The 25,044-nt window shown below is 69.5% G+C and carries 25 protein-coding genes; 11 read left to right on the top strand and 14 right to left on the bottom strand.

Features of this window, described 5'->3' with window-relative positions:
• Positions 1 to 8: 8 nt before the first annotated feature.
• From DMB42_RS00575 to DMB42_RS00560, 4 genes are read right to left on the bottom strand one after another with little or no spacing between them, the layout of a single operon-like run.
• Positions 9 to 233 (bottom strand): AraC family transcriptional regulator, encoded by a 225-nt coding sequence (locus tag DMB42_RS00575; protein ID WP_260477406.1) that lies wholly within the window; start codon positions 231 to 233, stop codon positions 9 to 11.
• 23 nt (positions 234 to 256) lie between these two features.
• Positions 257 to 1,561 (bottom strand): RNA polymerase sigma factor, encoded by a 1,305-nt coding sequence (locus DMB42_RS00570; protein WP_125629544.1) that lies wholly within the window; start codon positions 1,559 to 1,561, stop codon positions 257 to 259.
• Positions 1,558 to 1,929 (bottom strand): YciI family protein, encoded by a 372-nt coding sequence (locus tag DMB42_RS00565; RefSeq protein WP_125629542.1) that lies wholly within the window; start codon positions 1,927 to 1,929, stop codon positions 1,558 to 1,560. Before DMB42_RS00565 ends, DMB42_RS00570 begins: the two co-directional genes overlap by 4 nt.
• Before the next feature lie 41 nt (positions 1,930 to 1,970).
• Positions 1,971 to 2,612, bottom strand: a complete 642-nt coding sequence (locus DMB42_RS00560) for a DUF998 domain-containing protein (RefSeq protein WP_125629540.1) — start codon at positions 2,610 to 2,612, stop codon at positions 1,971 to 1,973.
• A gap of 167 nt (positions 2,613 to 2,779) precedes the next feature.
• Here DMB42_RS00560 and DMB42_RS00555 point away from each other — a divergent pair, with 167 nt between their 5' ends.
• Positions 2,780 to 3,205 (top strand): hypothetical protein, encoded by a 426-nt coding sequence (locus tag DMB42_RS00555; RefSeq protein ID WP_185844393.1) that lies wholly within the window; start codon positions 2,780 to 2,782, stop codon positions 3,203 to 3,205.
• A gap of 949 nt (positions 3,206 to 4,154) precedes the next feature.
• Positions 4,155 to 4,886, top strand: a complete 732-nt coding sequence (locus tag DMB42_RS00550) for a hypothetical protein (RefSeq protein ID WP_125629537.1) — start codon at positions 4,155 to 4,157, stop codon at positions 4,884 to 4,886.
• A gap of 93 nt (positions 4,887 to 4,979) precedes the next feature.
• On the opposite strand, the gene DMB42_RS00545 is transcribed toward DMB42_RS00550, so the two are convergent.
• Positions 4,980 to 5,441 (bottom strand): MarR family winged helix-turn-helix transcriptional regulator, encoded by a 462-nt coding sequence (locus DMB42_RS00545; RefSeq protein WP_125629535.1) that lies wholly within the window; start codon positions 5,439 to 5,441, stop codon positions 4,980 to 4,982.
• Between the two features lie 58 nt (positions 5,442 to 5,499).
• Here DMB42_RS00545 and DMB42_RS00540 point away from each other — a divergent pair, with 58 nt between their 5' ends.
• Complete coding sequence (locus DMB42_RS00540) at positions 5,500 to 6,261, top strand: SDR family NAD(P)-dependent oxidoreductase (RefSeq protein WP_221761937.1); 762 nt, start codon at positions 5,500 to 5,502, stop codon at positions 6,259 to 6,261.
• A 236-nt stretch (positions 6,262 to 6,497) separates the two neighbouring features.
• Positions 6,498 to 6,938: a hypothetical protein gene (locus DMB42_RS00535; protein ID WP_125629533.1), complete on the top strand. Its 441-nt coding sequence runs from the start codon at positions 6,498 to 6,500 to the stop codon at positions 6,936 to 6,938.
• A gap of 201 nt (positions 6,939 to 7,139) precedes the next feature.
• On the opposite strand, the gene DMB42_RS00530 is transcribed toward DMB42_RS00535, so the two are convergent.
• The gene (locus DMB42_RS00530; protein ID WP_125629531.1) at positions 7,140 to 7,565 is read right to left on the bottom strand and encodes a MarR family winged helix-turn-helix transcriptional regulator; all 426 of its coding nucleotides are present in this window, start codon (positions 7,563 to 7,565) and stop codon (positions 7,140 to 7,142) included.
• Between the two features lie 110 nt (positions 7,566 to 7,675).
• On the opposite strand from DMB42_RS00530, the gene DMB42_RS00525 reads away from it, so the two are divergent.
• Positions 7,676 to 8,554, top strand: coding sequence for an MBL fold metallo-hydrolase (locus tag DMB42_RS00525; RefSeq protein ID WP_125629529.1), 879 nt, complete (start codon positions 7,676 to 7,678; stop codon positions 8,552 to 8,554).
• 34 nt (positions 8,555 to 8,588) lie between these two features.
• Here the strand turns inward: DMB42_RS00525 and DMB42_RS00520 are convergent, their stop codons facing one another.
• On the bottom strand, positions 8,589 to 10,097 hold the full coding sequence (locus tag DMB42_RS00520) for an MFS transporter (RefSeq protein WP_125629527.1): 1,509 nt from the start codon (positions 10,095 to 10,097) through the stop codon (positions 8,589 to 8,591).
• Positions 10,098 to 10,188: 91 nt separating this feature from the next.
• On the opposite strand from DMB42_RS00520, the gene DMB42_RS00515 reads away from it, so the two are divergent.
• On the top strand, positions 10,189 to 10,536 hold the full coding sequence (locus DMB42_RS00515) for a helix-turn-helix domain-containing protein (protein ID WP_125629525.1): 348 nt from the start codon (positions 10,189 to 10,191) through the stop codon (positions 10,534 to 10,536).
• A gap of 234 nt (positions 10,537 to 10,770) precedes the next feature.
• Here DMB42_RS00515 and DMB42_RS00510 read toward each other — a convergent pair whose 3' ends face one another.
• Entirely contained in the window at positions 10,771 to 12,222 is a 1,452-nt protein-coding gene (locus DMB42_RS00510; protein ID WP_125629523.1) for a valine--pyruvate transaminase, read from the bottom strand.
• Positions 12,223 to 12,480: 258 nt separating this feature from the next.
• Here DMB42_RS00510 and DMB42_RS00505 point away from each other — a divergent pair, with 258 nt between their 5' ends.
• The gene (locus DMB42_RS00505) at positions 12,481 to 12,852 is read left to right on the top strand and encodes a hypothetical protein (protein WP_125629522.1); all 372 of its coding nucleotides are present in this window, start codon (positions 12,481 to 12,483) and stop codon (positions 12,850 to 12,852) included.
• Positions 12,853 to 12,933: 81 nt separating this feature from the next.
• Here the strand turns inward: DMB42_RS00505 and DMB42_RS00500 are convergent, their stop codons facing one another.
• Positions 12,934 to 14,178 carry a hypothetical protein gene (locus DMB42_RS00500; RefSeq protein WP_125629520.1) on the bottom strand — a complete coding sequence of 415 codons (1,245 nt, stop codon included), beginning with the start codon at positions 14,176 to 14,178 and terminating at the stop codon, positions 12,934 to 12,936.
• A 229-nt stretch (positions 14,179 to 14,407) separates the two neighbouring features.
• Here DMB42_RS00500 and DMB42_RS00495 point away from each other — a divergent pair, with 229 nt between their 5' ends.
• Positions 14,408 to 14,674 (top strand): DUF3303 domain-containing protein, encoded by a 267-nt coding sequence (locus tag DMB42_RS00495; RefSeq protein WP_125629518.1) that lies wholly within the window; start codon positions 14,408 to 14,410, stop codon positions 14,672 to 14,674.
• Between the two features lie 88 nt (positions 14,675 to 14,762).
• Here DMB42_RS00495 and DMB42_RS00490 read toward each other — a convergent pair whose 3' ends face one another.
• Entirely contained in the window at positions 14,763 to 16,013 is a 1,251-nt protein-coding gene (locus DMB42_RS00490) for a deoxyribodipyrimidine photo-lyase (protein WP_125629516.1), read from the bottom strand.
• Positions 16,014 to 16,627: 614 nt separating this feature from the next.
• On the opposite strand from DMB42_RS00490, the gene DMB42_RS00485 reads away from it, so the two are divergent.
• From DMB42_RS00485 to DMB42_RS00470, 3 genes are all read left to right on the top strand, one after another.
• Entirely contained in the window at positions 16,628 to 18,124 is a 1,497-nt protein-coding gene (locus tag DMB42_RS00485; protein WP_125629514.1) for an SDR family oxidoreductase, read from the top strand.
• A gap of 881 nt (positions 18,125 to 19,005) precedes the next feature.
• Positions 19,006 to 19,389, top strand: coding sequence for a hypothetical protein (locus DMB42_RS00475; RefSeq protein WP_125629512.1), 384 nt, complete (start codon positions 19,006 to 19,008; stop codon positions 19,387 to 19,389).
• 1 nt (position 19,390) lies between these two features.
• A complete protein-coding gene (locus DMB42_RS00470; protein WP_125629510.1) occupies positions 19,391 to 20,746 on the top strand; it encodes an MFS transporter in 1,356 nt (451 codons plus the stop codon).
• Positions 20,747 to 20,868: 122 nt separating this feature from the next.
• Here the strand turns inward: DMB42_RS00470 and DMB42_RS00465 are convergent, their stop codons facing one another.
• The 4 genes from DMB42_RS00465 to DMB42_RS00450 all read right to left on the bottom strand — a co-directional run bounded on the left by DMB42_RS00465 (position 20,869) and on the right by DMB42_RS00450 (position 24,983).
• The gene (locus DMB42_RS00465; RefSeq protein WP_221761935.1) at positions 20,869 to 22,173 is read right to left on the bottom strand and encodes an MFS transporter; all 1,305 of its coding nucleotides are present in this window, start codon (positions 22,171 to 22,173) and stop codon (positions 20,869 to 20,871) included.
• A 235-nt stretch (positions 22,174 to 22,408) separates the two neighbouring features.
• A complete protein-coding gene (locus DMB42_RS00460; RefSeq protein WP_125629508.1) occupies positions 22,409 to 23,968 on the bottom strand; it encodes a multicopper oxidase family protein in 1,560 nt (519 codons plus the stop codon).
• An 89-nt stretch (positions 23,969 to 24,057) separates the two neighbouring features.
• Complete coding sequence (locus DMB42_RS00455; RefSeq protein ID WP_125629506.1) at positions 24,058 to 24,432, bottom strand: hypothetical protein; 375 nt, start codon at positions 24,430 to 24,432, stop codon at positions 24,058 to 24,060.
• Positions 24,433 to 24,572: 140 nt separating this feature from the next.
• Positions 24,573 to 24,983: a sulfocyanin-like copper-binding protein gene (locus DMB42_RS00450; RefSeq protein WP_221761934.1), complete on the bottom strand. Its 411-nt coding sequence runs from the start codon at positions 24,981 to 24,983 to the stop codon at positions 24,573 to 24,575.
• Positions 24,984 to 25,044 lie beyond the last annotated feature (61 nt).

Raw genomic sequence — 25,044 nt, 5'->3', positions numbered from 1 at the left:
CGAACCGCTCACCGCGAGTCGCCTCTACCCGATGTGACTCCCGCTTCGGTCAGGGAGGTGGCGTCTCCCGGTGGTCTCGGTGGGACGCCTTCAGCGGAGGCGACCGGAAGCGGGGGCGCGTCGGCGGACGTACGCTGCTCGCGTTCCCGGAAGGCCCGCGGGGAGACGCCCGTACGGCGGGTGAAGATGCGGGAGAAGTAGGCCGCGTCTTCGTAGCCCACTCTGCGGGCCACGGCCGCCGGCGGCTGCCGGGCCCTCAGGCGAGGTGGTCGGCCTGCTTGAGAAGGTATTGCTGCTCGATCCGGTTGCCGGTCAGGGAGGCCGCCTCGCGGTACAGCCGTGCCGCGCCGGGCGCGTCGCCGGTCATCGAAAGCAGGTGGGCGCGTACGGCGTGTTCGCGTCGCCGGACCAGCGGGTCCTGGTCGAGCTGGAAGCGGCGGTTGAGGTCGTCGAGCAGGGCCAGTCCCCGGGCCGGCCCGTACGCCTTGGTCACGGCTACCACCCGGCTCAGCCGTACCGGCGCGGTGGGGTTGAGTCGTTCGAGCCACAGGTAGAGCGCCGCGATCTGCGGCCAGTCCGTCCGCTCCGGCGACGCGGCCGCGGCGTGGACCGCCGCGATCGCCGCCTGAAGCTGGTAGGGACCCACCTCGCGGCGGGTCCAGACGCCGTCGATCAGCTCGGTGCCCTCGCCGATGAGGTCGGCGTCCCATCGCGTCCGGTCCTGCTCGTCCAGGAGCACCAGCTCGTCGCGGCCACCGGTGCGGGCGGGACGGCGGGCCTCGGTGAGCAGCATCAGCGCGAGCAGGCCGATGACCTCGGCGTCGGCGGGCACGGAGGCGTGGAGCATGCGGGTCAGCCGGATGGCCTCGCCGGTCAGGTCGACGCGGGCGAGCCGGTCGCCGGCGGAGGCGGTGTAGCCCTCGTTGAAGATCAGGTAGAGCACCTGCATGACGGCGGCCATCCGGCCGTCGCGGCCGAGGTCGGCCGGCGGGGTGAAGCGGGCGCCGGCGCGGGCCAGCTGCTGCTTGGCGCGGCTGATCCGGGTGCCCATGGTGTTCTCGGCGGTTCCGTACGCGTGCGCGATCTCGGCGGTCGTCAGGCCGCCGACGGCCCGCAGCGTGAGCGCGACCTGGGAAGTGGCGCTCAGCGCGGGGTGGCAGCACAGCAGCAGCAGGGCGAGGCTGTCGTCGGTCTCCCGCGCGGGACCGGGCCGGCGGGCCGGTTCCTGGAGGGCCAGTTCGGCGACCCCGGCCTCCTGCTCGCGCCGACGCCTGGCCTGGTCGGCGCGGAGCACGTCGACCATCCGCCGGTAGCCGATGCGGATCAGCCAGCTGCGCGCGTTGTCCGGTACGCCCTCGGCCGGCCAGGCGCGGCTCGCGGCCAGGAGCGCCTCCTGCACCGCGTCCTCGGCGACGTCGAAGCGGCCGAAGCGGCGTACCAGCGCGCCGAGCACCTGGGGCGCCTCGACGCGCAGGAGGTGCTCGATCTCGGGGTTCAGGCTGTTCCCGTTGCCCTGCCGGCCGTCCGCTCGCGCCGGATGCCGCCCGGCTCGGTCGTTCACCCGGTGAAGTCCTCGCCCATGATCGGCCGGATCTCGATCGGCTCACCCAGCACCTCGACGATCCGGGAGGCGATCTCCACGGCTCGCTCCTGGCTCGCCACGTCGATCACGGCGAAGCTGGCCAGGACCTCCTTCAGCTCGGCGAACGGCCCGTCGGTCGCCACCACGCCGTCGCCGGACCTGCGGACCGTGGTGCTGACCGCCGGATGGCCGAGCCCCTCGCTGCCGACGAACTCGCCGGTGGCGATCAGTTCCTGCTCGAACCTCTGGTAGGCGGCGAACGCCGCCAGCGCCTCCTCGGACGGGGCGTCGGCGGTGGCGGCGTCCCAGGCGGCCGCGGGGGTGTAGCCGAGCAGCAGGTACTTCATGGTTGATCCTCTGGTCGTACGTCGGTACAGGGTATGCGAGGTCACGCGGAGCGGCGCAGGGACAGGGGCAGGACGGTCGTCCAGGTGAAGGCGACCAGGCCGTTGACGGCGATCTGGACGCTCATGTGCTCCGGCGACATGGGCAGCAGCAGGACGAGCGCGGCGACGCCGTTGCCGACCGCAGCCGTTACCGCGCGGCGGCGGGCGTATCGCACGGCCAGCACGATGGCGGCGATGGCCAGCGCCGTGAAGGAGAGGGCGGCCGCGGCCGAGTGCGCCACGCTGTGCCAGGACATCTGTGCCACCGGCCGGTCTGGGGTTCCGGCGGGGAAGCCGTTCTCCGGGTCCATGGTGAACGCGCCGGCCGCGATCATCCCGACCCCGAAGATCCCGACCAGGACGGGCAGCGCCCGGCGGCCGATCCCCTCGGTGAGGGTACGCCCGACACCGGCGGCCAGCGCCAGGCCGCCCACGCCGGCAAGCACGAACGTGATGATCTGGATCCAGCCGAGGCTGCCGGTGGCAAGCTGGCTGATCGGATGGCGGGTTATGTCGAAGCCTTCGCGGGTGAGCATCTGGGCGACGGCCGAGGTGAAGAAGACCGGCCCCGCCAGGGCGCCGGCGAGCAGCAGCTGGCCGGACGGGCGGGTGGGAACGTGGGTGCTGGTGGCTGTGGCGGCCATGACTTCCTCCTCGATGGGGTCTTGCCGCTACCTCGTGGCGCGATCCGGTTTCTCGACACCGACGGCGATGTGATCTGAATCACTTCCGGGATGTGTCGAGGATCGCGGGCGGCCTCCGAGGTACCGGCGAGCACTGACCAAACCCCAAGGAGGATGAGATGTCCGAGATGTCGGAGACCTACGAGCCGAGCGCTGCCCTGAAAGCCCTGGACCGCTTGGTCGGCAGCTGGACGATCACCGGCGGTGCCGAGGGAACCGTCCGGTACGAGTGGATGCCCGGCGGCTTCTTCCTGCTCCAGCACGTCGACCTCACCCAGTTCGGCCAGCCCGTCACCGGCCTGGAAGTGATCGGCAATCTGCGCCCGTTCGGCGAGCCGGCCGGCGCGGACGTGGTGTCCCGCTTCTACGACTCGACCGGCAACACGCTCGACTACGTGTACGAGCTGTCCGGCGACAAACTGACTATCTGGGGCGGTGTGAAGGGCGGCCCCGCCTACTACGAAGGCACGTTCAGCGCTGACGGCACCACCGTCACCGGCGCATGGGTCTACCCCGGCGGAGGCGGATACGAATCCACCATGACCCGGATCTGACTCGGGGGCTCGCATCGACGAGGCTCACACGCGGAACGGCCGCAGGTCGCATATGCGCTGGGTCGAACCGATGCCGGAAGATCGAGCGGGCCCTCTCCGGAAGCTCTCCCGCCGTCTCCGGCAAGCGGAGGCAGCCGCCGACCCGAGCCGGTGACCAGCCTCGCCCGCGTGATCGAGAACACCGAGAACGAGCCATGCATCCCCGTCCCGATGCCGTGACCCGCTGATGCGACGTCAACGACGTGATGGTCCAGCCTCCTCTCGCCCCCTACAGCGAGAGGAGGCACAACCCCATGGAACGGGCCGACGTCACCGCGGCGCTGCCGCCGTACAGCGGCTTCCACTGTGACGAAGCCCCGTTGAACGCGCCGCCCCCGGCCCGGACGCCGTGGCCGTCCCGTCGACCACACCGTCGACCGTGCCAGTCCGGGTGCCGCGGTGTTTGGTGTCCGGGTGGCCAGCGTGGTCGGGGTCGCGTACGAGCATCGGGCCGCGGGGGATGGGGGCGCTGTGGCGGACGAGCTGGAGAACCTGATCGCGGGCATGCTCCTGTTCGGCAGCATCGGATGCCTGATGGGTGCCCTCCTCGGCGACTCTCTCTGGGGCGTCCGGCGCGGGCGGCGACTACGGCGGCCGCTGACCGTCGCTGGTCCAGCCCGTCCCGGCTCGGGATCAATCGCAGGTGGAGTTATTCGCCCTCTGCCGGATGGCTCCACCGCCGGCCGCGAGAGTCGAGGACGGACGGTCACACGAAACCGCCTCCACGTCCAACCGGGCCGTTCTTGAGACGGCCGGACCGAAGTTGACAGGCTCCCGTCTGATCATCGTGATTGGGCAGGATTCCGTGTTCCCTGTCCTGTCGCAGCGAAAACTGAGCATTGTCATCGAAGGTTGATGACCACTACGGTGTCTCACCGAAGGTTGAGTGACTGCTGGGGCTTGATGTCCGTTGCACCTCACCGACAGCGCGTTCGAGGTCCGCTACGTCGTGGAGGGCCCGCGGGTTGAATTCACAGGTTGGCGGGAGGCCGTCTTCAAACGATCGCATGCGTTGACCGCGACCATGGCGGCGAGCTGGCTCGTGGTCGTGACCGGGCGGTATCTGCTGTGGCTGGAGTACTACGATCGGATCATCGAGCAGCTGATCCTTGGGATCGCGTTCGTCGTGGCCGTGCTCTCCACGTCGTGGTGGGCGCAGAGACTCGTACGCCGCCGTGGTGACATCCGCAGTTACGTCGCGGCCGGTGCGGCGGTCGTCCTGTGCGCCGCCGTTGTGGTGCTGCCCTGGAACGGGATCTTCGGACGTACGTGGTTCGCGGTCCATCACGGCAAGTTCACCGCGCTGGCCCAGCTGGCCAAGGACAGGAAGCTGTCGGCGGACATGCCTTCGGGTGGCTGGGTGCATCTGCCTGATGAGTTCGATGTCCTGCATTTTGACCATGTCAATACGCAGGATGTGCCGATCGAGCTTCACCCCGGACGTGTTCTCACGATGGGTCTGTCGAACGAGGAAGTGTCGGAGAACATGTTCCTCTACATCTATGACCGGCCTGACGCCGCGCGGGTAAGTCCCTGTGATCTCACCGCGACCACGTTCGACGATTACTGGTGGTGCAGCCGGCTGGGTGACGGCTGGTGGTGGCTGGCGCGCAAGTCGAACTATCCGAATGTGGACGAATAGGCGCGCGAAGCTGGGCGGTGCCGGCATCGTAACCACGCCGCGACCACGACGCTGAGCCCTGGCAGGGGCGCCATGGAATCGACCGGAAAAGGGTCATTCCTCGGCCAGGACGGCTTCCCCGACCGATGCGCGTAGCGTGTCGTTGGCCTGTTCCAGGGCGTTCAGCACGATCTCGCGCTGCTCCACGCTCACCTCGCCCAGCGCCTCCTCGGCGAGCTCCGCCCACGCCCGTTCGATTTCCGGCACCAGCTTGTGACCGGCGTCGGTGACCACGACGCGCACCTGACGGCGGTCGGTGGCGACCGGCTCGCGCCGGAACCAGCCGCCGCTCTCCAGACGGGTGAGGCTGCGGGTGGCGGTCGGCTGCTCGATACCGAGCCGGGCGGCCAGCTGGGAAACCGTCATGCCGTCGCGTTCCTGCGCCAACACCCACAGCAGTACGTCCTGGCCGGGATGCAGTCCGAGCGCCGCGAGTTTGCGTGCCTTTGCGGCCCGGTAGAGCTTGCTCATCTTGTTCAGCGCCCGATTGACGCGCATCGCCTCGCTTGCATCCACATCCCTCAGTCTACTATATCTATAGTCGGCTATTAGATAGTCGGCTATGAATGGAGGGATGATGGACCTCGTACTGAATGGACGGGTCGCGCTGGTCACGGGTGCGTCAGGTGACATCGGCGGTGCGATCGCCATGGCATTGGCACAAGAGGGAGCCCTGGTCGCCGCCGCCTGGCACCGTAGCGAAGGGCGAGCCCGCAGCCTCGTCGACTCGATCACGCGTACGGGCGGAAGGGTGATCGCGGTCCGGATCGACCAGCGTGACCAGGAGTCGATCCGGACGGCCGTCCACCAGGTGGAGCGCGAACTCGGCGACATCGCGATCCTGATCGCCAACGCCGTGTCCTGGCCGACCCGGACACCCGAGACGTGGGAGACCCTGACCGACGACTTCACCGCGAACGTGACCGGGACACTGTCCGTGATCGCCGCCGCTCTGCCCGGTATGAGGGCAGCGGGATGGGGACGCGTGGTCATGATCTCATCGGACGTGGTCAGCCAGCCCATGCCCGCAGGCGCGGCCTATCCTGCCGCGAAGGGCGCGCTGGAGACGGCCGCAAGGGTCCTGGCTTCCCGGGAGGCCCAGTACGGCATCCTCACCAACGTGGTCAGGCCGGGCTTCACCCTGACCGAACGGGCACTGACCTATCCGGGATTCGGGCAGGAGGTCGTTGACGCCGAAGCCGCCATGACGCCGACCCGCCGCATCTGCACCCCCCAGGACGTCGCCTCCGCCGTCGCCTATCTCGGCTCGGCGGCGAACGGGCACGTCAACGGAGAGGTCCTCTCCGTCGCAGGTGGACGCCACCTCACCCGCTGAAGGCCGGAAGAACGGGTCCGCAAGGGCGCGCATCGCCTCGCCGGCGGCACAGCGACTGATCGGACGTGGCGCCTCCATTGCGTGGATGAAGAAACAGCCGAGAACAAGTGGACGACAGGCAGGGACGCTGAGCTTCGTGTTCCTGCTCGGGCCGGAACTGGGGGACGAGCCTGCGCCCGGCGCGATGAACTGGCTCTGACACAACGGGGAGATCCCGGCGACGAAAGGATGTAACCATGCGGCATCGGATCCGAGCAGGCAGGATCAGTATCATGGCGCTCGGCCTGACGGGACTGCTCATGGCTGCGAGCAGCCCCGCATCGGCCAACGCGATGCTCGTCGGGCAAGTGATCAACAGCTCCTCCTGGGGCATGCACATCACCTACAGCCTCGGGCAGGGCGCTGACCGCTGCGACGTCTGGAACTACAGCGGAGGAACCACGCCTGACTGGGTCTACGCCCCGTGCAAGCAGGTGTCACTCCCGGCGCACAGCACGAGCGACTACAGCAAGGACGCGGACGCCTTCACGTTCAACAACGACGACTACATGCTGAACTTCAAGGGCACACAGTCCTGGAGGACCAAGGGCGTCTGGACGAAGATCAACAGTTGGCAGGCGGCGAAGTGCACCGTCCATGCGGACTTCGGCGTCCCGTACTGCGTCGTGACAGGGTAGCGGAGCGACCTGATCACTGTGATCCTCGGCGGAGGATGCCGGGGCGACAACGGAACGACCCCTGGCGTCGGCGAGATCGCGCCGGGCCGGTCGCATGGCGCGCGACGTACTGAGCCTCCGGGCCCCTGTTCGCGAGCATCAGCGGCGGCGCCCGGCGACATGCGGGCGGGACCGGCGGTCGCGGGGACTCCGGCCCGAGGGTCAGCGGACGACGGCACGGACGAGGAGGCGCTGCAGGGCGTCCTGCTCCTCGGAGGAGAGCGGGGCCAGCGGGGAATCGGTGGAGAGCAGCTCCAGGAGGCGCTCGCGTAGTTCGGTGCCCGCGGGCGTCAGGACGAGATGCTTGGCGCGGCGGTTGCCGGGGTGTGGATGGCGTTCGAGGTAGCCCTGTTCCTCAAGGCGATCGGCGACGAAGGTGGCGTTGGAGGGCTCGCAGCTCATCCGTTCGGCGAGATCGCGCAAGGTCATGGGGCCGGTCAGCTCGCGCATCGCGACGCCTTGCGAGGCGGTCAGGCCGAGGGTGGCCGCGCGGGTACGGACGTGCGCCTCGATCTGTTTGGCCAGGCCGTTGATCAGGCCACAGAGCTCGCGGTCGGCCTGGGCCTGGGTGTCGTGCTGGTCGGTCACGGCTCAAGTCTAGTACAACTCGAATGATTGCAATTGGAATGATTCGAGTTGTAATGTTCGGGAGGCGTCACCGCCCCGGCGGCGCCTCCTTCGAGCACTGGGCAGGCATCATGGCCACGACGACCGCTTTCGACCGCACGCGCCTGAGTCGTGCGCCCCGCGTCCGCTCTCTCCAGCTGGGCGACCTCACGATCACCTACGTCCCGGACGGAGTGGTACGGCTGAAGCCGCGCGGCTGGCTGCCCGCCGCCACCGCCGCCGACTGGGCCGCCTACCGCGACCACCTCGACGACGACGGCTACCTGGTGGCCGGGATCGGCGGCCTGCTGGTCGAGCGAGGCGACCGGGCGCTGCTCATCGACACCGGGTTCGGCCCCGAGTCCCACCCCGACGACCCGGCCAACCCGCTGCTGGGGAAGTTGTACGGCGGCCAGCTGCTGGACAACCTGCGGCGACTGGGCCGTACGCCGGAGCGGATCGAGGCCGTCGCCATCACCCACCTGCACTCCGACCACCTCGGCTGGACCTGGAGCACGGCGCCCGGCGAGGACGCACCACCCTTCGCCCACGCCGCGCATCTCGTCGCGGCTCCTGAGTGGGAGCGGCGCGACCTCGCCGACGAGCCGCGACTCGCCGTCATGGAACCCCGCGTCCGTACGATCGAGGACGGCGAAAGCATCTTCCCCGGCGTCCACGCCTCGTTCGCGCCCGGACACACCATCGGGCACACCACCTACACCATCACGGGCGGCGACCAGCGGCTCATCGTGTTCGGCGACGCCCTGCACGCGCCGGTACAGGTCACCCACCCCGAATGGTCCTGCGGCATCGACCACGACCCCGCCGAATCCGCCGAGCACCGCCACCGCCTGGTCGAAGAACTGAGCCGTCCTGACACGATCGGCTACGGCGGCCACTTCGCAGACGTGACCTTCGGACGCGCCGAACCCCGCCCCGACGGCCGGTTCACCTGGACCCCCGTCGCCTGACCGCCTCGTGCGGACATGGCCGAGTTCGGTGAACTCATTTCGCCAAGGTCGAGCCGCTTCTTGCCGCCACCGCCCCGGAGGGTTCGTGCGGGTCGCGCAACAAGACCACCGAGACGATGGCGGTCAGCCAGAGCAACGCCGCGGCACCGGCCAGCGTCGCGCTGAGCCCGGAGCGAAACGCCTCGTGCGCCACCTGGAGCAGCTCGTACGCCTGGGTGGGGGCGAGGGCGGCCGCCACCTCGGCCGCGGCGCCGAGTGATTCCCGCGCCCCGGCGGGCGCGGCGGGCAGCGCCGCGCGGTACACCACGGTGAGAACCGTGCCCAGTACGGCGACCCCCAGCCCCGCGCCCAGCTCGAACGAGGTCTCCTGGATGGCGGCGGCCTCGCCCGCACGCTCCTGGCGGGCCGCCGACATCACCAGATCCGCGCCGAGCGTCATCACCACCCCAGCCGCCGCGCCCGCGACGACCAACGCGGCGAAGACGGCGGGCCCACCCGGCGCCGCCGCGAGCACGGCCAGCGCGCCGCCGAAGATGACGAGCGACGCCGCCACGGCGGACCGGCGCCCCCAACGCCCTGCCAGCCACGGCGCCCCGGCCGCACCCACGGCGTTCGCCGCGGCCAGCGGAGCAAGCGCCAGGCCCGCTTGGAGGGGAGTGAAGCCGTCCACGAGTTGGAATCGCTGGGTGAGGAAGAACAGCAGCGACGTATAACACCCGAAGCAGGACAGGACGCAGACGGTGGCGGCGGTGAACCGGCGGTCTGCGAACAGCGAGAGATCCAGCAGCGGATGAGTGGTACGCCGCTGCCGTACCACGAAGATCACGAGCAGCGCCACGCCCGCGGCCCCTGTCAGCGCCGTCGCGGCGGACGGGTGGTCGCTCACCTGCTTCCCGGCGTAGACCGTCAGCCCGAGGCCGGCAATGGAAAGCGCCGCGTCCGCCGGATTCCACCGGCGCGGCGCCGGATCCTTGGACTCGGGGATCAGCCAGGCGCCGGTGATCAGCGCGAGGGCCACGAGGGGTACGTTGACCAGGAAGACCGCGCCCCACCACCAGCGCTCCACCAGCGCGCCGCCGAGGACCGGCCCGACGGTGGCGCCCGCGCTGTGCGCCGCGGTCCAGACCCCGAGAGCGATCGCCCGCTCGCGGCCGTCGGAGAAGGTCGTCCTGATGATCGCCACCGTGGACGCCATGATCATTGCGGCGCCGACGCCCAGCAGCACCCGCGCGCCGATGAGCTGCGCGGTCGTGCCAGAGGCCGCCGCGGCGGCGGAGGCGACGCCGAACACGGCGAACCCGGCCAGTACCATCCGTTTCCTGCCGAGCCGGTCGCCCAGTGTTCCACATGTCACCAGGAGCGCCGCCACCGTGAGCGAGTAGACGTCGACGATCCACAACACCTCGGTCGCGCCGGGCATCAGCTCTTCGGTCAGGCTCGGCAGGGCGACGTTCAGCACGGTCAGGTCGATGCCGACCAGGAACAGACTCGCGCACATCACCGCGAGAACCGCCCACCGGCGAGGTGTGTCGTTCGAACGCATGATCCCAGCCTGGTGAAGGTACTACGGAATCGACAAGTACTGTCTTTCTTGTGACATAGTGCCGATTTGTATACCAATAGAGGTGGCGGAGATGCGAACGGATCTGACGGACAAGCCGGACAACTGCATGGTCGAGGTTGCCATGGAGATCCTCGGGGGTCGCTGGAAGCTGGCAATCGTCTACAAACTGCTCCAGGGCACGCATCGGTTCGGCGAACTCAGACGGGAGATGCACGGCATCACCCCGCGCATGCTCACGCGGCAGCTCCGCGAACTGGAGGAGGACGCGATCGTCGAGCGGATGGTGTACCGGGAGGTGCCGCCGCGGGTCGAGTACTCGCTCACGGAGACGGGCAAAAGCCTGGAGGAGATCGTGTACCTGCTGGACGGGTGGGGCAGGCGGTACCTCGATCGCACCACGAGCCCGCGAGAGGAGTAGGCCACCACCGCCGGCGACGCCACGGAACCGCCACCCTCGTTGCTGCGAGGCGCTGAACTTTCGGCGTCCCGTTGGTCGGCCCGACCGGGACTTGGCGGCGCTTGCTCTGGCCCGTCGGCGGCGGGATCACGTCGGAGTCATCATCAGTGGGAGCGCGGGGGCCGAGGGAGCGCGCTGCTTGCCGGCGGATCGGGTAGTCGAATGAAATCAGGCGTACCGCGGGTTCAAGGACCTTTAGGCGGAGTGGCGCAGTTCCAGGAGGCCTTCTGCGATCCTCGCCACACCTTCGGCGATCACGTGTTCGTCCGCGGTGAGGCTGATCCGAAAACACCGCTTGGCGTGGGGCGCCTCTGAGGTCGTCGACGCCGGCTTCCCGAAGAAGTGGCGACCGGGTACGACGAAGACCTTCTTGGTTTTCATCAGCCGATACAGGGCCATGTCATCGAACCAGTCGTGGTCGATCCACAGCCAGCAGAACATCCCGCCCTCTCCCGCATGCAGGCGCCAGTCGATGGAGTCCGGCAGGAGATCGGCCAACAGGCGCTCCGCGTAGAGGCGACGCGTTCGGTAGAACGGGCTGATCACCGTGGAGGCGAGCCGGTCCAGCAGCCCTGAGGACAGCGCCCTGGCCGCCACCCGTTGCATGAGCTGTGGAGCATGCAGGACGGAGTTGGCCATGAACGACACCATCGCACGGATGTATCGGGACGGCCCGATCGCGAAGCCGATGCGTTCGGCAGGCAGACCCGCCTTGGACAAGGTGAAGCAGTTGATCAGGTGCTCGTCCCACTGCGGCGCCACTCTGGAGGCGGCGACGCGGGGGAACGGGGTGCCATAGGCGTGGTCGACGATCAGCGGTACGTCACGGCGCCGTGCCACGTCGATCAGCCGGGCGAGCTCGTCGCCGTCGATGCTACGGCCGGTCGGATTGCTCGGGCTGGACAGGAGAAGCATGCCGATCTCGGGGCATCGTTCCAGCGCCTCGAAGTCGAAGGCGTACTGAAAGGACCTGTCGCCGGTCAGCTCGATCTTGGGGGCGATGCCGGTCACGCCGTCGGGGTCCATGGACAACCCCAGGTAGCCGGGATAGTCCGGTGTCATGGGCAGGACCACGCGCTGGAACGAGCCGTCGGTGACCTCGCCGGCGAACAGCGCGGTGGCGATGAAGAAGAGCATCTGGCTGCCCGGTCCCACGGCGACGTTGTCCGCCGTTATGCCCCAGCCGTAGCGGGTGTTGAAATGGGCGACGATCTCGTCGACCAGGGCGGGCATGCCGCGCGAAGGGCCGTACCGGCTGCTCGTCAAGGAGAAATCCTCTGCCACGACCGTTGCGGTCAGGTCGCGCCAGGTGTCTACGACCTCCTTGATCTGGGCGGGGTTGCCGATGCTCAGGTTCAGCCAATCGGAGGCGCCTGCGGCGGTGGAGGTCGCGACGTCCTCCATAATGCTGCGCAAGCCTGACATATCAGACATCTTCTCGCCGCTCTTCGATAACTTCATTCCTGCGTGTCCCTTCTCGGATCCGGCCAGAAATCGGCGTATGGCCCCGGTTTCTGGTGGCCAGGTGAGTCCATCGCATCCGTCATCGCCGCACAAGGGGCGGTGGCGACGTGCGCCGGCGGGTTCGTGGCCCTTGTGCCGGGCCGTCGGGTCCGCGTCAACCAGCGCCCGCTTGCTCGCGTACAAGATCGCCGGAAGCGCCGTCAGGGGTTCGCGACGGAGGAAAACCGTGCAAGCTGCGGCAGAACGTCCGGTCCGGGCTCGTCGTGGCGTCTGGCCGCAGCCAAGGCGAGACCTCCACCCGCCAGCACGATCCACCCGCCCGTCGCCCGAGGCGTATGTTCGCACCGGCCCGTCCGTGCACGACACCGCGAGCGCCCCACCGCGCGCAAGATCGGCCATTGTCCGGGGATTCCGGAAACGTCCCCGTGGGACGATCGACGTATGGAGGAAAGAGTCGGAGTGGTGAGCGCGGGGCCTGTGGGCGACCAGGCCGGGAAGCGCTGGCTCTGCATCTCGGACGGCAGCGGGGAGCGCATCGACGCGAGCCTCACCGACGATCAGATCCGAGTGCGCTTCAACCTCGATCGCGTCACACAGGCACCGAAGATCGACTTCTGTGAAGGGCTCCTCCTCGACGGGCCACTCGCCGGGACGACTGCCTACGCCGTCAACGAACTCGGCTTTCTCGTCCAGCTGACACTCCCGCCCCGACGGCCAGGCGGGCCGGTGGTCACCTACGAAGTCGTCACACTGAGCACCGATGACAGACCCGCCGAACTCCGCCATGCACCCGAGGCACCCCAGAAAAGTTAGAGAGGCTGGGATTTCGCGCACGAGCAGCGCACTGTGTCTGGACATCGTTTCCCCACCTTCGAGCGGCAGGGGCGGCTGATGTCAAGGAATGGGGATCGAAGCAGGCGACGGGGCCGCGTGGCGCAGTTCGGCAGTGTCCGCGGCGTTGTGGCGTCGCAGGATCTGCGAGATCAACGACAATCCTCGGGGCAGCTCGTCCCGGACAAGGATGGCAGCCGAGGTCGAGACGTTGACCTGGCGTCCGAGGGCGTCGCGGCGAGTTGTTCCGCCCGTGATCTCGGCGCGGCCCAGCCCTTCCTGTTTCAAGGCGTCGTTCAGGTCGGAGATCAGGAGGCGCGCGTGTTCCGCCGGACGGTCCTGGGTGGCGAGCGTCAGGCACAATTCCCATGACTGTGCGCCGGCCAGGGGACTTGGCCCGTACCACTGCTTGACCAACGTGCCACCCGGGAGCCCGGCCAGCGTCTCCACGGCCCAGCAGGACTCGGCCCTGCTCACCGGTTCGGTCAGGGCACGTACGAGGACGGGGTGGACCGCCTTCGCGGTCTGCAGCGCCGCGGCGAGCGGTTCGAGGTGAGCTCGGCCTTCGGCGGTGGTGCAGCGATCGAGGGCGGTACGGATGGCAGGAGCCCGCAGGGAAGGCGCGGCCGTCGCACCGGCGAGGATCTGTTCTGCCCGATTGACGAGAGCGGTCCAAGCGGCGAAGGGGAAGTCTGAGGATCCGGGGGTGCGCAGTGAGTAGAGGTCGTGTGGGGCGGAGTCGGGATCGGCCTGCTCGACGGCCAGGCAGCCGTTGTCGCCAGTTGTCCAGCGCAGGCCGCAGCCACGCAGGTCCCGTAGTTCGAACCAGTCGCGGGTCTCTGGCCGCAGTCCGGTTCCCGGGCGGGGGCGTACCAGCTGAAAGGCCGCGTCCATCAGCGGGGTGATGACGTCCGGGTCGTCCTGCTCGTCGAGAACGACGAAGCGGGCCAGCAGCGCAAGCACCGGCCCGGGGTGGCGGAGTCGGGGATCGTGCAGCGCCAGGGCCCGGGCAAGCAGGTCCAGTTCGCTCCAGCGCATGGTGTGGGGGTGGAAGTGGGCCTGGTCGTCCCAGCCGACGGTGATGGGTTCGGCCAGTTCGGGTGCGGTAAGAGCGAGGTCGAAGTACCCGGTGACAATGTCCAGATCAAGGACGAGTCCGAGTCCTTCGCCCACCTGGAACTCCGCGATGAACGATTCCTCATCGTCCTCGTCGTCGAGGTCCGGCTCGGGCGCGTCATCTTCGAAGAGGTACGCCGCCCAGAAGTCGGGGTCGGCCATGCGAGTCGTTAAGGCGTCGTCCAATGGCATGTCGCGCATGGTAGCGGTGTCCGCCTGGCAACAGGCCGGCAGCCGGGGGAGTGCACGAGATGCCGGGGCGGGGGTATGCCAGAAGCGTCCCCATAACGTCTTGCCGCTGGGCCGCGGGAAGTCGAGAGAGATCAGCCGGTCAGTCACCGAATCGCCCCGCCCACCATCTCCCCGGCCGTCGGCGTCATGGAACGGACCGGGACGCAAGCCGTCACCCACCGGAGGGCACATGTTGTTCATGGTGATCGAACGATTCCGTCGTCAGGACGCGAAGGCCGTCTATCAGCGTTTCCGGGAAAGGGGCCGCATGACCGACGAAGGGCTCGTGTTCGTCTCCAGTTGGGTGACGGCCGATCTGAGCCGTTGCTTCCAGCTCATGGAATGTGACGACATCGCAGGCCTGCAACGCTGGGTTGCCGAGTGGTCGGACCTTGTCGAGTTCGAAATCGTCCCGGTGGTGTCCGGAGCCGCGACTGCTGTCGCGCTCGATGGCTGATTCGGGGAGCCGGTCCTGGTCGTGCCGACGTACGCTCGGCTGCGCCAACAGGTTGATCTCGTGGATCCGTGGCGTCGCCTACGGCCGTTCAGAGCATTGGGCGGGGGTAGCCGCTCGGGGGAGTGCTCAGCTGCCACGGCTGATGGACGTGGGCGGCAGGTACGTCGGTGAGCTCGGGGACGTAGCGGCGTACGTACTCACCCGCCGGGTCGAATCGCTGCGCCTGGCGCAGCGGGTTGAAGCCGCGGTTGGGGCGCGTGTCGTTGCCGGTGCCGGCGACCCACTGCCAGTTGCCCGAGTTGTTGGCCACGTCGCCGTCGAGGAGGTGCTCGAAGAAGTGCCGGGCGCCGGCGCGCCAGTCGATCCCGAGAACCTTGACCAGGTAGGAGGCCACGATCAGGCGGGCCCGGTTGTGCATCCAACCCTCGGCGAGGAGCTGGCGCATGCCGGCGTCCACGATGGGGAGTCCGGTCATGCCCTCCCGCCAGGCATGCAGCGCGTCCTCGTCGTCGCGCCAGCGGTGGCCACGAGGGCGGTAGTCTTCCCGGTTGATTCGCGGGAAGGCGTACGTGACCTGGTGGTGGAAGTCGCGCCAGCACAACTGGCGGAGGAACGCCTCGCCACCCGCGGCCAGGTGGGCCAGCTCCAGCGGAGACAGGCAGCCGAACCTCAGGTACGGGCTCAGGTGGGAGGTGCGGTCACCGGCCAGATCGTCGTGGCCGTCGGCGTATCCCGGCAGGTCGCGACGGATCCACCGCCGGGCGCGGGCGCGGGCGGCGGTCTCGCCGCCCGGCACGGGTTGCGGCCGGGCCGGGCCCGGCAGCCGCCCGGCGTCGAGGTCTTGAGGCGTCGGCACGCGGTGAGGCGCCGCGAGCACGGGACGATGCCGGTGCCCGCTCCAGGAGCGCCAGTACGGCGTGAAGACCCGGTAGTGATCCCCGCCCCCGGACGGCTTGAGCGTGCCGGGCGGCACCACCGTGACCCCGGGGAAGAGCTGGTACGAGATGCGTTCGCGGGCCAGCCGGTCCTGCCTGTTCCTGGCCAGCAGGCTGACGTCGGCACTGGCGAAGACCGCCTCGGCTCCGGTTCCGCGTACGAGCTTCATGGTCTCGGTCACGACGTCGCCGTGCCGTACGATCAGGTCCCCGCCGCGTGCCCGGAAGGACGCCCGCAGGTCGGCCAGGCACTCCAGCAGGAAGCCGCGGCGGTGGCCGGCGGGGACGGCCTCGTCCAGCACGAACAGGGGGATCACGGCGCGGGCGCCCTCGCAGGCGGCCGTCAGGGCCGGGTGGTCGTGCACCCGCAGGTCCCGGTTGAGCAGGACGATCACCGTATCCATCGACGGCTCCTTCACGACGAGACGGGCTGCGTCGCTGGTCGTGTCACATGACGTGGTCGCACAGGCCGAGCTCGTCCGGATCCGTGGACAAATGGGGTTGTTCTCGTACGTAGGTGCCGGCTGTGATGGCGGACGGGGCACAGCAACTCGCGCGGCCGCGCGTGGGCGAAGATCCGCTCGACGGACGGCGGGACCGCGTCGTGGAGCCGCCCCTCGTCCTCGACGGGCAGTGGCGGATGGGCCTCAACCACGGCGCCGGCGAACAGGCCGCGGTCGCGGCGGCTCGTCGGCCGCGGCTGCGGGTGCTGTTGGGCCGTATCGGCTCGTCGAGCAGGCGGCTCGACACCGCCACCAGCGGCCTGCCACAACCGTGCACCTCAGCCATGTCTCACAGATGCCCACGGGCCGCGCCCGCACGCCTGCGGAGCGTGATCGGCGCTGACGGCGTCTCGGGGTTCGTCCTCAGGCGGATCCGTCGCGACACCGCTGATCGCGGGGCCGCGGCCGGACTGCCGCGGCCCCCAAAGACCGATCACCCCGCGAGAGCGGTCGCGGGCGCGTGGCCGCGCGCGGTCCGGAGCATGAGATGTGGGGGACGGGGAAGGCTCGTGGGCATGGCATTGTGCCTGGTCACCGGGGCTACGGGGTACATCGGCGGGCGGCTGGTGCCTGAGCTGCTGGCCGCCGGTCATGACGTGCGATGCATGGTGCGCTCGGCCGGACGCCTGCGTGATCTGCCGTGGACGGAACGGGTGGAGGTCGTCGAGGCCGACGCCACCGACGCCGAGCGGACGCGCCGGGCGTTGGACGGGGTGGAGGTCGCGTACTACCTGATCCACGCGATGGGGACGAGTGGCCGGTTCGCCGAGCGGGACCGGCTGGCGGCGCGTACGTTCGCGGCCGCGGCGGCCGCGGCGGCCGCGGCGGCCGCGGCGGCCGGGGCGGGCGTGCGGCGGATCGTCTATCTGGGCGGGTTGACAGCGGACGAGAGGCTTTCGCCGCACCTGGCGTCGCGGGCCGAGGTGGGGGAGATCTTCCTGCGCGGCGCGGTGCCGGCGGTGGTGCTGCGTGCCGCGGTGATCATCGGGTCGGGGTCGGCCTCGTTCGAGATGCTTCGGTACCTGACCGAGCGGCTGCCGGTGATGACGACGCCGCGCTGGGTGCGCAGCCGTACGCAGCCGATCGCGGTGCGGGACGTGCTGCGCTATCTGGTCGCTTGGGCGGAGGTGCCGGGGACGGTCAACCGGGGGTTCGACATCGGCGGGCCTGATGTCCTCACGTATGCCGACATGATGCATGGTTATGCCGCGGTGGCCGGGCTACCGCCGAGGTTGATCATTCCGGTGCCGCTGCTCACCCCCCGGTTGTCGAGCCTGTGGGTGGGGCTGGTCACGCCGGTGCCCGTGAGCATCGCCCGCCCGCTGGTGGAGTCGCTGCGCAACGAGGCCGTGTGCGGCGAGCACGACATCGTCCGGTACGTACCTGACCCTGCGGGCGGGCTGGTCGGCTTCCGGCAGGCGGTGTCCCTGGCGCTGATGAAGATCAAGGAGGCCGATGTCGCCACGCGCTGGTCCTCGGCGTCCACGCCGGGCGCGCCGAGCGATCCGCTGCCCACCGATCCCGACTGGGCGGGCGGCAGCCTGTTCGTGGACGATCGCAGCCTGGCCGTACAGGCGAGCCCGGAGGCGTTGTGGCAGGTGATCGAGAGCATCGGCGGCCGTAACGGCTGGTACTCGCTGCCGATGGCGTGGCAGCTGCGGGGCCTGGCCGACCGGCTGGTGGGCGGGGTGGGGCTGCGGCGCGGCCGGCGCGATCCGGCCCGGCTGCGGGTGGGCGACTCGATCGACTTCTGGCGGGTGGAGGAGGTGCTTCCCGGACGGCTGCTGCGGCTGCGCGCCGAGATGCGGCTGCCCGGACTGGCCTGGCTGGAGCTCGGCGTCACCCGCTCCGACGGCCGGACGATCTACACGCAGCGTGCGATCTTCCATCCGCACGGACTGCTCGGCCACCTGTACTGGTGGGCGATCTCGCCCTTCCATGGTCTGATCTTCGGCCGGATGCCGGTCAACGTGGCCGCCGCCGCCCGGCGCAGGGAGCGAATGTCGCTCTGAGGCGCCTGCGCCGAACCTCAGCAACAACAAACCTTCCCGCCGTATAGTCCGGGCCATGACTGTTCGCGACCGTCATGCCCGCCATCGTGCAACGTCCCTGGCTGCGGGCCACCCGCTGACGCGAGGGTGACCAATGTCGAGAATCGCAAACATTCCCAGCGAATCGACCTGCACATGAATGTAGAAACTCCTGAGAATGCCAAGCTGCTGGCGAAACGTTGGTTATGAGCGCAGTAAGTGCTCAAGTCGTTTCCGCTCGCACTGCGTAGTGGACGCGGAGGCCGACCGCCGGGCCGTGAGCCTTGAGCGTGACGAACGTCGCGCGCGCATCTACCAGGGCGAACAGGGCATTGATGGATGATCTGGGGGCCTGTGGGGGCTTGCGGAGGAACCGCTGGTTTGGATCTTGTCAGGTCATGGCATATGTGATGTGATATCTCACCTTGCACACTTTTGAATACAAAGTTCAGGAGGTGGCTTGCATCGGCTCAGGGGCACGAACGGTGGACAGTGCCGCGATCGCGACGAACACCAAGGGCAACCACAGTCGCCGGCGCTGATCGAGCAGCCATACCAGTACCGGCGGCGGACCTTGGCCGAGCCGACCTCGCCAAGGACATCGAGCGGTCGGCCACCATGCCGATGTTGTTGCCCCCGCAAGTGCTCAACACGATGGTCCCCGGGATCGCCGATACCCGGTCCGCTTCATGGACCGACGAGTTCTATGCCGACCCATCCGCCGCTGTATGCTCCCGGCCCACTCCGACAGACGGCCCGACTGGCCGTCGCATCCGTTCGAGCCGCGCTGCTGACCGAGATCCCCGGTGGTCTCCTGTGAGCATCGCAGTGATCTTCCCCGACCAGGGGTCCAGGTTCCCGGCATGGGACAGGACCCGTACCGAGGCGACGAGCAGGTGCGCGGCCTCGGCGAGCTGTCGGCCCTGGACAGTGTGGAGGAGTTCCTGCTGGCGGCCCTCCGCCTGATCGTCGGCACTCCCGCCCTCACGATCTTGTCCTCCGAAGCGTTCGAAACGGAGATCCGAGAGCCCTACGCGCCTCTGGTGGACCGGCTTGAGGCGGTCCGCGCCGGCCGCGTGCCGGTGCTGGACCAGGCCGTCCGCGACGTCGGCGGCGTGCTGCGGGCCAAGGGCTTCACCGACCGGCAAAGCCACGCCGCGATCCAGCGGGCTCTGGCTTCGGCCACTGCCCCGGCTCGCCGCCGTCCCGTATCTGATCAGGCGGGTCCGACCGCCGAGGAGCTCTGAGATGGTCTTCGCCGACCGATCGCGTGTCAATCCGTACCGCCTGTATCTGGGGATGCAGGTCGGCATGTCCTTCCTGGTCACGATGGGGTTCACCACCTCGGTGGTGTACTACGTCGACGAGGCGGGGCTGAATCCCTTCCAGCTCGTGATGCTCGGGACCGTGCTGGAGGCCGTGTACTTCCTGCTCCAGCTTCCGACCGGGGTGCTGGCGGACCTGGTGAGCAGGCGGGCCTGCGTCGTCGCCGGCGTGCTCGTCTACAGCGGCGGCATGGTGCTGCAAGGGATGATCCCCACCTTCGTCAACCTGCTCATCGCTCAAGGGGTGCTCGCCTTGGGCGCCGCGTTGATGAGCGGCGCCCAAGAGTCGTGGGTCGCGGACGAGACCCGCGAGGCGGAGATGGCGAGGGTCTACCTGAGGGCCTCCCAGCTCGGCTCCGCGGGGACGATCGCGGGCAGCCTGCTCAGCGGCCTCGTGGCGATGATGGCCCTGAGCACGCCCCTGGTCGTCGCCGGTGCTCTCATGGCCGCCGGTGGTGTGGCGCTGGCGCTCTTCATGCCGGAGAACAATTTCCACCGGCCGGAACGGGCGTCCGGGTTCGGAACGGTGTTGCGGCAGGCCGGTTCGGAGCTGGGCGGTCAGATGCGGGACTCCTACCGCATCGGCCGGGCCGTTCCCGGCCTGGTGTTCCTGCTCGGGATGACCTTCTGCTTCGGGCTGTGGAGCGAGAGCTTCGACCGGCTCTTCGGCGCCTTCCTGCTGGAGGACATCACCTTTCCCGACGTTCTGGGCCTGGAGCCCGCCATGTGGTTCAGCATCCTCACCTGCGCCACCGGACTGGCGAGCATGATCGCCGCGGGGTGGACCGCCCGGCGTGCCGAGCGGCTCGGCTCCGGCGCGATCATCGGGATGCTCGTGCTGTCCACCCTGGTGACGGCGGCGGGCGCGCTGGCCATGGGACTGTCCCGGACCTTCGCACTGGCGGTGGCGTTCCTGATGGTGGTCTCGGCCGCGCGGCAGCTCTACGGGCCGCTCGTCGACGGCTGGCTGGTGACCCGGGTGGACCCCAAGGCGCGGGCGACCGCGCTGTCGGCCAGGGACATGTTCGACAGCGGCGGCCAGATCATCGGCGGCCCGCTGGTGGGCGCGATCGGCAGCGTGATCTCGATCCGGGCCGCGCTCACGGCCGGCGCCGCGCTCCTGGTCCCAGCGGTTCTCTTCCTGGCCGGGGCCGACCGCCGGATCAAGTCCGCTCTCGCCGACACCGCTCGGGCCGAGACCGCTCCGGCCGACGCCGCTCCGGCCGACGCCGCTCCGGCCGACGCCGCTCCGGCAGGCGCGGACAAGGAGGCGTGGTGAGCAAGGGATCGACCTTCCACGGCACGGGCACCGACCCGGACGCCCCCGCGGTCATGTACGCCAGGAGAAGCCGGAAGACCTCCCCGTGCTCGCCGAGCGGGGGAGGTCTTCGGGTCGCTGCGTCAGTGGTGGTGGTGGGTGGCGGGCGGCGCGTGGTGATGGTGGTCCGCCGGTACGGCCGGCCGCTGGTCCACCAGCCTCCAGGTGGCCAGGGCGGTCAGCAGTCCGGCGGTGGTGAGCAGGCCGCCGACCCAGTTGACCGAGCTCAGGCCGAGGCCGCCGTCGATGGCCGCCCCGCCCAGGTAGATGCCGATGGCGCTGCCCAGCGTGAAGGCGGAGATGTTGGCGGCGGACGCCACGTCGGGCGCCTGGCCCGCGGCCATCATGACCCGCAGCTGCAGGGGAGCGACCACGGCGAAGGCCGCGGTCCCGAAGACCAGCATCATCACGACCGTCGCCGGCCTGCTCTCGATGGCGAACGTCATCGCGAACAACACGACGGCCAGCGCGCCGAGGGTCGCGATCACCGTGGGCATGACCGCCCTGTCCGCGAGCTTGCCCCCGAGGTGGTTGCCGAGGAAGAGCCCGATCCCGAACAGCAGGAGCAGCGGCGTCACCCAGCCGGCCTCGAACCCGGTCACCTCGGTGATCTGTGGCGCGAGGTAGACGTAGCTGGTGAAGACGCCTCCGTAGCCGAGCATCGTGGTGAGCAGCGCGCCCCACACGGCCGGACGGCGCAGGGCCGCGAGTTGCTCGCGCATGGTCGGCCCCTGGCCGGCGCCGCCCAGGTGAGCCAGCGCGTGCGCGTCGAGCCCTTCGAACTCGGCGCCGGGCCGGGAGTCGTGGTGGTGTTCGTGATGGACGTCCGCTGTGCCGCGGCGGCCCAGCGAGCCGATCAGGCCGAGCAGCGCGATCCCGCCGAAGACCACCAGGGTCCAGAACGTGAACCGCCAGCCGAACGCCTGCCCGATCGCCGCCCCGATCGGCGCGCCGAGCACCGTGGAGGCCGTCAGACCGGAGAAGACGATGGCCACCGCACGTCCCTTGCGCGACGGGTCGACCAGTTCGGCGGCGTACACGGCGGCGATGCCCAGGAAGGCGCCGTGGGCCATGGCGGAGATGATCCGCCCGGCCATGATGGTGTCGTAGGCGGGGCCGAGGGCGGAGACCAGGTTGCCCAGGAGGAACACTCCCGTGGTGGTCAGGAGCATCGACCGCCGGCCGAACCTGGTGCCCAAAGCCGTGAACACCGGCGCGCCGATCGCGACCCCGAGCGCGTAGACACTCTCCAGCGCGCCGACGGCGCCGATCGTGACGTTCAATGACTGGGCGATCTCACGGACGACACCGGCGACGATGAACTCGTCGGCGCCCATCGCGAACGCTCCGACGACCATCGCCCAGATCGCCAATGGCAGCTTTCTCATAGCGCGCTCCCTGCGTGGAGGGCCGCCTGCCGGGGATTCGTGCCCTCGGCGGGCCTTGCGCCGCGGTAAGCAATATACCCGCCGGGGGTATTCCTGAACGGTGGAAAATTCTGTGGCGAAGTGGCGCGTGCGGTCGGCGGGGCCAGGTTCGCCGAACGGTCGTCGGTACGAGGCCGCCGCCCCCCTCGGGCCGTTCGGTCCGGTGGAGGCGGCGGTCGGCCCGTGACCGCGGCGATCAGGTCTGCTGGTAGCCGAGGAGGGTCATCATGCCTGACTCGGCGTGGTAGATGTTGTGGCAGTGGATCATCCAGAGCCCCGGGTTGTCGGCGTCGAAATCGACGTTCAGCGTGCTGCCGGGCAGGACGATCACGGTGTCCTTGCGAACGCCGCCGTCCGCCAGGGCGAAGGTGTGGCCGTGCAGATGCATGGGGTGCCACATGGTGGTCCGGTTCACGAACGACAGCCGCACGCGTTCGCCCGGCCGTACCGGCGAGATGATCTTCGGGTCGTACTTCTTGCCGTTGATCGCCCAGTCGTAGGCCATCATGGTGCCGGTCAGCTCCAGCTTGACGGTGCGGTCGGGGTTCTTGGCCGCCAGCCGCACGCCTTCGACCGGCTTGAGCTCGGCATAGCGCACGACATCGCCGTCCAGTTCGCGGGGGCGTAGGCCGGGCTTGGGGGCGGAGGCGCCGGGGCTGGTCCGGATCAGGCCGTGGGCCACGGCGCTCTTGCCTTCGGCCAGGGCGACCAGCGGGAAGACCCCGTCCTTGAGGGTGACCAGCACGTCGTAGCGCTCGCCCATGCCGATCAGCAGCGCGTCGGTCTCGGTGTGCTGGACGGGGAAGCCGTCGGTGTGGGTGACGGTCAGCCGGTGTCCGGCCAGGGCCACCCGGAAGGCGGTGTCGCCTCCGGCGTTGATGACGCGGATGCGCAGCCGTGCTCCCGGCTTGGCGCGGAAGGTCTCGGCGGCGCCGGGGACGCGGCCGTTGAGCAGGAAGTACGGGTAGCGTACGTCGCCGGCGTCCCCGCCGAGCAGCGGGCTCGTCGCGCCCATGAGCATGTGCTTGGCCGGGCCTGACGAGGGGGCGGAGGTCGCGCTGTGGTCCATCCCCGGCATGTCGCCCATGCCGCCGGTGGGGGTGGTGGCGCCGTGGTTCATGCCCATGCTCATGCCTCGGGACAACTCGGCCAGGACCTCCTCGGGCGTGCCGGTGACGCCGTCCAGCCAGTCGTCGAGGACCACGACCCATTCGGCGTCGTAGCCGAGCGGCTCGTCGGGGTCCTCCACGATCAGCGGGGAGTACAGCCCTCGGTCCAGCTGGGTTCCGGAGTGCGGGTGGAACCAGTAGGTGCCGGGGTCGGGAGCGGCGAACTCGTAGACGTACTCGGCTCCGGCGGCGACGGGCGGCTGGGTGACGCCGGGCACGCCGTCGGCCTCGTTGGTCAGCGCCAGGCCGTGCCAGTGGATGCTGGTGTCATGGGGGAGCCGGTTCGCCAGGCGGGCGCGGACCACCTCGCCGGCCTTGACCCGGATGGGCGCTCCCGGGACCTTCCCGTCGTACGCCCAGGTGCGTACGGTGACGCCGCCGAGGTCCACCTGGCTCTCGGCGGCGGTCAGGCGGAATTCGCGGACCGGGCCCGTGCGGCGCGCGCGCTCCGCCCGCCGGACCTGCTCGCTGGTCGGGGCGACGAACGCCGGCCCGGTGGTGGCGGGCTCACCGGCGCACGCGCTGAGAGCGCTGCCCAGAATGCCGAGCCCGGTGGCGCGCAGCATGGTACGTCGATCGATCTGCATGTTGATGCCTCGCTGAGAAGTCGTGCTCACGGATGGACGCAGCCGGATCCGGCCGGGGCGCGAACGCCACGGCGATCCGCATCCGCGACTCAGGTCCGCAGGACGACGGTTCGTCTCAGTACGAGAGCGTCAGGCGGTCCGCGAAGCCATCGGGCGACGCGCCACCCCATGCGCGCAAGACCGCTGGACGACGAGGTGAACAGGCCCGCCACATGGAGCAGCAGCAGCGGCAAGGCGAGGGCGATGAGGCCGGCCGCGACGGCCAGACAGATGGGGGCGGTGTCGTGACCGCCGTCCGGCGTTCCACCATGGCCGGGCATCGAAGACTGGCCGTCGTGGGCATGGACGACACCGGCGGAGACGGGCAAGGGCTGGTTCTGGCCGCCGACGTGGCCAAGGGTGTGCATGGCGGCCAGGCCCAAGGCGATGAGCACGGCCAGCAGCAACGGTGGCAGCAAGCCCACCGGCCGACCCTTCCGCCTCGAAGTCACGTCTGCAGAATACCCCTCCCTAGTATGAGTCGTGCTCGTGGCGGCGGCGCGGCTGCTGGTCGCCGCCGTTGGACCGCCGGCCGACCGGACCTCGGTCTGATCAGGCCCGTGGCCTAGCCGGTGACGTCGAGTTCGGCGTACATGCCGGCCGCATAGTGGCCCGGGAAGTTGCACAGCAGCTCGTACCGGCCTGGTCGCAGTGTCAACGTGGTCCAGCTCGTGGACCCGGGAGCTATGCCGTTCCCGGCGCCCGCCCCGCACGTACGAGACGCCTCGCCGAGGCTGCCCGTCTCGCTGACGCGCCCGTCCGAGCCGGTCACCCGCCGCCCCGGCGTCTGCCCCGCCGGGAGCGGCAGCACGACGACTTCGTGGGCGAGGGCCCCCGCGTTGTACGCACGCAGCGAAACCTTGCCGGCTGGAACGCTTGAAGGCGTGACCGTCAGTCTCATCCGCGTGCCGTGGGAGCCGGGATTGGGGCCAGGGCTCATCATGCCCGACCCCATCTCCGAGAGGGACACATCCACCACACGACCCTGAAGCGGTGGCGCCGTGCACGCAGGCTGCTGGCGTGGCGTGATCGTCGCA

This window comes from Nonomuraea sp. WAC 01424 (assembly GCF_003947315.1).
GTDB classification, from domain to species: Bacteria; Actinomycetota; Actinomycetes; order Streptosporangiales; family Streptosporangiaceae; genus Nonomuraea; species Nonomuraea spiralis.
This window is presented reverse-complemented; position numbering and strand designations above follow the sequence as displayed.

Coding starts and splice junctions, on each gene's coding strand:
- DMB42_RS00525 (WP_125629529.1), top strand. CDS start 7,676: ATGGCCACGACGACCGCTTTCGACCGCACGCGCCTGAGTCGTGCGCCC.
- DMB42_RS00540 (WP_221761937.1), top strand. CDS start 5,500: ATGATGGACCTCGTACTGAATGGACGGGTCGCGCTGGTCACGGGTGCG.
- DMB42_RS00565 (WP_125629542.1), bottom strand. CDS start 1,929: ATGAAGTACCTGCTGCTCGGCTACACCCCCGCGGCCGCCTGGGACGCC.
- DMB42_RS00485 (WP_125629514.1), top strand. CDS start 16,628: ATGGCATTGTGCCTGGTCACCGGGGCTACGGGGTACATCGGCGGGCGG.
- DMB42_RS00470 (WP_125629510.1), top strand. CDS start 19,391: ATGGTCTTCGCCGACCGATCGCGTGTCAATCCGTACCGCCTGTATCTG.
- DMB42_RS00495 (WP_125629518.1), top strand. CDS start 14,408: ATGTTGTTCATGGTGATCGAACGATTCCGTCGTCAGGACGCGAAGGCC.
- DMB42_RS00490 (WP_125629516.1), bottom strand. CDS start 16,013: ATGGATACGGTGATCGTCCTGCTCAACCGGGACCTGCGGGTGCACGAC.
- DMB42_RS00505 (WP_125629522.1), top strand. CDS start 12,481: ATGGAGGAAAGAGTCGGAGTGGTGAGCGCGGGGCCTGTGGGCGACCAG.
- DMB42_RS00475 (WP_125629512.1), top strand. CDS start 19,006: ATGGGACAGGACCCGTACCGAGGCGACGAGCAGGTGCGCGGCCTCGGC.
- DMB42_RS00560 (WP_125629540.1), bottom strand. CDS start 2,612: ATGGCCGCCACAGCCACCAGCACCCACGTTCCCACCCGCCCGTCCGGC.
- DMB42_RS00535 (WP_125629533.1), top strand. CDS start 6,498: ATGCGGCATCGGATCCGAGCAGGCAGGATCAGTATCATGGCGCTCGGC.
- DMB42_RS00520 (WP_125629527.1), bottom strand. CDS start 10,097: ATGCGTTCGAACGACACACCTCGCCGGTGGGCGGTTCTCGCGGTGATG.
- DMB42_RS00460 (WP_125629508.1), bottom strand. CDS start 23,968: ATGCAGATCGATCGACGTACCATGCTGCGCGCCACCGGGCTCGGCATT.
- DMB42_RS00465 (WP_221761935.1), bottom strand. CDS start 22,173: ATGAGAAAGCTGCCATTGGCGATCTGGGCGATGGTCGTCGGAGCGTTC.
- DMB42_RS00555 (WP_185844393.1), top strand. CDS start 2,780: ATGTCGGAGACCTACGAGCCGAGCGCTGCCCTGAAAGCCCTGGACCGC.
- DMB42_RS00500 (WP_125629520.1), bottom strand. CDS start 14,178: ATGCCATTGGACGACGCCTTAACGACTCGCATGGCCGACCCCGACTTC.
- DMB42_RS00515 (WP_125629525.1), top strand. CDS start 10,189: ATGCGAACGGATCTGACGGACAAGCCGGACAACTGCATGGTCGAGGTT.